General features: G+C 45.7%; 5 protein-coding genes. 3 read left to right on the top strand and 2 right to left on the bottom strand.

Annotation, left to right across the window (positions count from 1 at the left end; translation table 11 throughout):
- Window positions 1-117 precede the first annotated feature (117 nt).
- Window positions 118-243, bottom strand: coding sequence for a hypothetical protein (locus AACP44_RS08270; RefSeq protein WP_339340055.1), 126 nt, complete (start codon window positions 241-243; stop codon window positions 118-120).
- Window positions 244-459: 216 nt separating this feature from the next.
- On the opposite strand from AACP44_RS08270, the gene rimO reads away from it, so the two are divergent.
- Both rimO and AACP44_RS08280 read left to right on the top strand, forming a co-directional pair.
- A complete protein-coding gene (gene rimO, locus AACP44_RS08275) occupies window positions 460-1,830 on the top strand; it encodes a 30S ribosomal protein S12 methylthiotransferase RimO (protein ID WP_339340056.1) in 1,371 nt (456 codons plus the stop codon).
- 6 nt (window positions 1,831-1,836) lie between these two features.
- Window positions 1,837-2,544 carry a 16S rRNA (uracil(1498)-N(3))-methyltransferase gene (locus tag AACP44_RS08280; protein WP_339340057.1) on the top strand — a complete coding sequence of 236 codons (708 nt, stop codon included), beginning with the start codon at window positions 1,837-1,839 and terminating at the stop codon, window positions 2,542-2,544.
- Here the strand turns inward: AACP44_RS08280 and msrA are convergent.
- The gene (gene msrA, locus AACP44_RS08285) at window positions 2,538-3,146 is read right to left on the bottom strand and encodes a peptide-methionine (S)-S-oxide reductase MsrA (protein ID WP_339340058.1); all 609 of its coding nucleotides are present in this window, start codon (window positions 3,144-3,146) and stop codon (window positions 2,538-2,540) included. The genes AACP44_RS08280 and msrA overlap by 7 nt on opposite strands.
- A 506-nt stretch (window positions 3,147-3,652) precedes the next feature.
- On the opposite strand from msrA, the gene AACP44_RS08290 reads away from it, so the two are divergent.
- Complete coding sequence (locus AACP44_RS08290; RefSeq protein ID WP_339340059.1) at window positions 3,653-5,341, top strand: ShlB/FhaC/HecB family hemolysin secretion/activation protein; 1,689 nt, start codon at window positions 3,653-3,655, stop codon at window positions 5,339-5,341.
- Window positions 5,342-5,393: the final 52 nt, after the last annotated feature.

Consider the following 5,393-nt stretch of genomic DNA (forward strand, 5'->3'; position numbering starts at 1 on the left):
AGACACGAAAATCCAGCGTCCAGTAACTTTCCGAATTTTTACTTTTGGGCAGAATGACATCTTTCAGCATACCTTGGTCATAGAGGCGCTGGCGTAAGCTAGTTACATTGACTTCTTCTAGCGATTCAGCTTTTTGCTCTGGGTGGACTCCACAGCCTTTTGGTCTGCAGACTGCGCATGGACACTGTTGATAACAGCAAGCGTAATTAACCCGCTAGCAATCTGTTTGGCTTGAAATTTCATCTAAACTCCTAACGTCTAACGATATGAGGAAGAACGTATTTTTGATTATTGCGGCCACGCGAGTGGTCGCGAATGGGAATGCAAGATAAGAATCATTATCAACTAATTTATTAATGATTCGTCTGACACTCTTTAAAATTCTGTTTGAGTGATTAGCCGCCCATTCCTAAACCCCGTATAATCGTTGCTTTTTACAAATAGTTAGCAACCACTACTATGACAAACTCAACACAGACCAGAAAAGTCGGCTTTATTAGCCTCGGCTGCCCTAAAGCGCTGGTCGATTCTGAGCGTATTCTTACCCAGCTCAAGCTTGATGGTTATGAAATTAGCCCGGACTACGATGGTGCTGATGTGGTGGTGGTCAATACCTGCGGTTTTATTGACTCCGCCAAGCAAGAATCGATGGATGCCATTACCGAGGCCATGCAAGAAAACGGCAAAGTTATTGTGACTGGCTGTATGGGCAAAGGCAGCGATGCGCAGGCGATAAAAGCTGCCAATCCGGATATCCTCAGCGTTTCAGGGCCTGCGGATTACCACAGCGTGGTGGGAGCGGTACATGAATTTATTCCTCCCGAGCAAAATATCAACCACAAACCCTACCCTGATTTAGTGTCGGCGGCGGGCATTAAACTCACCCCTCAACACTACAGTTATTTAAAAATTTCCGAGGGCTGCAACCACCGTTGCAGCTTTTGTATTATTCCCGCCATGCGCGGTGATTTGGTGAGCCGACCGATTGCCGAGGTGGTGGCTGAAGCCAAACAACTGGTGCAAGCCGGCACCAGAGAATTATTGGTCATTTCACAAGATACCAGCGCCTATGGCGTGGATGTTAAATACAAGCTGGATTTTGTAGACGGACAGGCTCGTGAAACTCGGATGCAGGATTTGGCTGTTGCACTGGGAGAATTGGGCGTGTGGGTACGTCTGCACTACGTCTACCCCTACCCTCATGTGGATAAGGTGATCCCGCTAATGGCCGAGGGAAAGATCCTGCCTTATTTGGATATTCCGTTTCAACATGCCAGCCCTAAAATTCTTAAGTTAATGAAACGCCCCGGCAATCAAGTCAAATTACTGGAACGCATTAAGGCTTGGCGAGCGATATGCCCAGATTTGGTTATACGCTCTACCTTTGTGGTGGGCTTTCCCGGCGAAACCGAAGCAGACTTTCAATTATTATTGGATTGGCTGGAACAAGCGCAGCTTGATCGCGTGGGCTGTTTTAAATACTCTCCCGTAGACGGCGCCAAAGCCAATGACCTGCCCGATCATGTGCCTGAAGCTATCCAGCAAGAACGCTGGGAACGATTTATGCAAACCCAGCAAAAAATTTCTGCGCAAAAATTGCAGCAACGTATCGGTCAGCAAATGGAAGTACTGATTGATGAAGTGGATGAGCAAGGCGCTATCGGTCGCTGCTATGCCGATGCGCCGGAGATCGATGGCAAGGTTTATCTGGATGGTTTTACCGATACCTTCCCCGGCGATGCCCTGCTCGCCACTATTACCAAGGCCGATGAATATGATTTATGGGCTGAACCTGTCTATGAAGACGAAGCCGAGCCACAAGAGGCCTAGCGGTTTGTGAATCTGATTATTTTATTTAACACGGATTTTACCAGCGACAATCAGGTCACATTGACTGATAAACGCTTTGAGCATATTCGTGATATTCATCAATCATCAGTTGGCGATAGCGTTAAGCTTGGCCAGCTTAATGGCATGATGGGGACCGGGACGATTACCGTTATTACTGACGACAGGGTTGATATTGAAGTTACCCTTGATCAGGATCCTCCTGAAAAGCTGCCACTTAAAATTATTCTGGCTTTACCACGCCCCAAAATGATCCGGCGAATTTTTCGCTCAATTGCCGAGCTAGGTATCGAAGAACTGATTGTTATCAACAGTTATAAAGTTGAAAAAAGTTTTTGGAATAGTCCGGCGTTAACCGATAAAAAGGTTGAAGAGTATTTAATGGCCGGTTTACAGCAGGCCAAAGATACTGTGCCTCCTAAAGTATCATTTAAGCGCTTATTTAAGCCTTTTATGGAAGATGAGTTACCCGCTATTGCGCAGACTAGCCGCGGCATCATTGCCCACCCTAGCAGCGACAAACCCTGCCCGCATACTATTAATGAAAATGCGGTGCTGGCCATTGGTCCGGAAGGCGGTTTTACCGAATATGAAGTGAATAAATTTATTGAAGCGGGGTTTGAAAGCATTCACTTAGGAAAAAGAATTCTCCGTGTGGAAAATGCCATAGCGGCGATTACCAGCAAGCTTTACTGAGAACAAGGCACTCCAGTTCCACCCAAACCGCAATAACCTCCCGGGTTTTTAGCCAGATATTGCTGATGATAATCCTCGGCATAATAAAAAGTCGCTGCCGGTAATATTTCAGTGGTGATTTCAGGATAACCCGCTGCCAATAAACTGGCTTGGTAATGCTGTTTGGATCGCTCAGCACTTTGCTGCTGCTCTGGGTTAAACCAATAAATCCCCGAACGATACTGGGTGCCGCGGTCATTACCCTGTCGCATACCTTGAGTGGGATTATGGCTTTGCCAAAAGAGCGTTAGCAAATCATCGTAACTAATTACTGACGGGTCAAACACCACCAGCACCACTTCATTATGGCCAGTACCGCCACTACAGACTTCTTCATAGGTCGGATTAGGGGTATAGCCCGCACTATAACCAACGGCCGTGGAGTAGACACCCTCACACTGCCAGAATATTCTTTCTGCACCCCAAAAACACCCCAAACCCAATACAGCCTGCTGCAAGTGATCAGGGAAAGGACCGACAATAGGATGATTATTAACAGCATGCTTGGCAGCCACCGGCATGGCGGCTGAGCGTCCTGGCAGGGCTTGATCAGGGTCGGGCATTTGTGCCTTCCCTCGGGCAGTTAAAAAATCAAACAGTGTCATCATGGTAGCTCGACATATTAGTGATAAATGGCAAATATACCTTAGTTAGTTGGGCCTACCATTTCAACAACCTGATATATCCATTGTCGATTTTGTTTTGACATTGATATATAATTCTTTGGAAATACAGTATAAATCTAATAAAAACAGCAAGATAGGATGACTGTGTCGCTCGACACTATAGCTATTACAAATATTAATTGTCTATTATTTTGCCACCAATACTATTAACTCGCCTCAACCTAATATTGGCATTATTCACTAAACCGCTACCAGATATGGCGTAGCGCTATCCTGTTTAGTAAAATTTCAAAGGTTGTAGTCGCCTAAAAAATATTATTTGCTAAGAAAAATAGACAAAAAAACAATAAACAAACAAGGCTGGAAATAACTTGAAACACTGGTATTCAAAACTATCGTTAACTCGAAAATGTTTTCCGTTGCTCACTCTGGTACCGTTTTTAATGGCTGGGAATCTCTATGCTCAGGGCAGCTGTGCGGTTAACCCCGATGACGAACAATTCGGTTCAGACAAACAACGTGATACCCACTCCGCAACGGAGCAAATTCCTGTTGTTTCCGAGCGCCCTCTCGATGCCGCTGATGGCCCCAGGTTGAGCGTGGCACGCTTTAAGGTGGAAGGCACAGATGCTTTTCCAAGCCAGGGTGTCGATCTAACAACACTCAACAGCATGCTTGAAGATATTTGCCAATCACAACCAGAGGGGTTTACCGTTGGCGAACTACAGCAAGTAGCCAATCAAGTTACTCAATATTATCGACAACAAGGGTTTATGCTGGCACAGGCTTTTGTTCCTGCACAAACTGTCGAAAATAACACCATCGTTCTTCGTGTTTTACCGGGCAAGCTAGGCCTAACCACCCCCGATGGCAACAACTATTATTCCAATGAATTATTGAACTGGCATTTTGAGCATTTGGCGGGCAAAGCTGTTCAAGCCAAGTCTATCGAAACTGCCCTGCTAAGACTGAATGACACGCCTGGAATGGAAGCCGCTGGTATCTTCAGACCGGGGCAAAATGTGGGCGAAACTGAACTGGTGTTAAAAGCCAAAACAGAAAAACCGATGGATTTTGTCGTCATCGCCGATAACCATGGCAGTGAAACCACCGGCACCGATCGCTTGATTGGCAGCCTAAACTGGAACAATCCCACTGGCCATGGTGATCAGATGACGATCTCTGCGCTGCAAACATTTGATCCTGATGACTCTACCTATGGTAGCTTTAGCTATAAACTGCCTATTTTTCTCCCCGCCCTCAGCGTTGGTCTTTCCTACAGCACCAATAGCTATGCTATTGGCCAAAGCTCTGCCGGCCTGATCAATGGCGAAAGTGAAATAGCCTCGCTTTTCACTAGTTATTCTTTTATTCGCAGTAGAACATTGAATATTTCGGGTAGATTGGATTTTAGTCGCAAATGGGCCGAAGTTGAATTCCAAGATTTCGATCTGATTTGGGGTAAGGACAATCTCAGCGTCTTTAGCACAAGCCTTAATTTTGATCTGATTGACGGCATCCTGGGTGGAGGTATTACCGAGGGCAATCTGACCTTAGATAAAGGTCTAGCCGATTTTGCCGGCTCAATGGATAGTCATGGCGACAATCACTCATTAAGGAAGGGGGAATCGGGTGAATACGCCGGTGGTGATTTCAACAAATTCAGTTTCGACGTTACCAGAATGCAACTAATCAACCCGAGCAATACTGTGCTTTTACAACTTAAGGGCCAGTATTCCGACGATTTACTACCATCTGTGGAGCGATTTGCCACGGGTGGAGCCAACTCGGTCAGAGCCTATCCCGCTTCAGAATATATTTATGATAAAGCCATTTTTACCAGCATCGAGTGGATAATAAATGCGCCCGGCTTTAGCAATAAACCTGCTTTTGCAGGTCGCAACTGGGGTGAAGTATTTCAGCTTTCTTTGTTTGTGGATTATGCCAAAGGCACAGACAACGGCCTAAGCGACAACAAATCAGCATCTATTAGTGGGGCCGGCATTGGGTTGGCGCTTAACCTCACTGATACCTTTTTTATTCGGGCAGATATCGCGACCCCTATTAGCCATCAGGATGCCAGTAATGGCCACAACCCGCAGTATTGGTTGAGCACTGGGTTTAAATTTTAATCGTTATTAATTGAGCATAGAGACTATAGTAATGAATACTTATAATAAAAAT

Source organism: uncultured Oceanicoccus sp., from assembly GCF_963968385.1.
In the GTDB taxonomy this organism is placed as follows: Bacteria; Pseudomonadota; Gammaproteobacteria; order Pseudomonadales; family Dasaniaceae; genus Oceanicoccus.

What these genes read in the sequence shown, in the direction of transcription:
- AACP44_RS08290 (WP_339340059.1), top strand. Translation starts at nt 3,653, where the DNA reads ATGGCTGGGAATCTCTATGCTCAGGGCAGCTGTGCGGTTAACCCCGAT.
- AACP44_RS08270 (WP_339340055.1), bottom strand. Translation starts at nt 243, where the DNA reads ATGAAATTTCAAGCCAAACAGATTGCTAGCGGGTTAATTACGCTTGCT.
- msrA (WP_339340058.1), bottom strand. Translation starts at nt 3,146, where the DNA reads ATGCCCGACCCTGATCAAGCCCTGCCAGGACGCTCAGCCGCCATGCCG.
- rimO (WP_339340056.1), top strand. Translation starts at nt 460, where the DNA reads ATGACAAACTCAACACAGACCAGAAAAGTCGGCTTTATTAGCCTCGGC.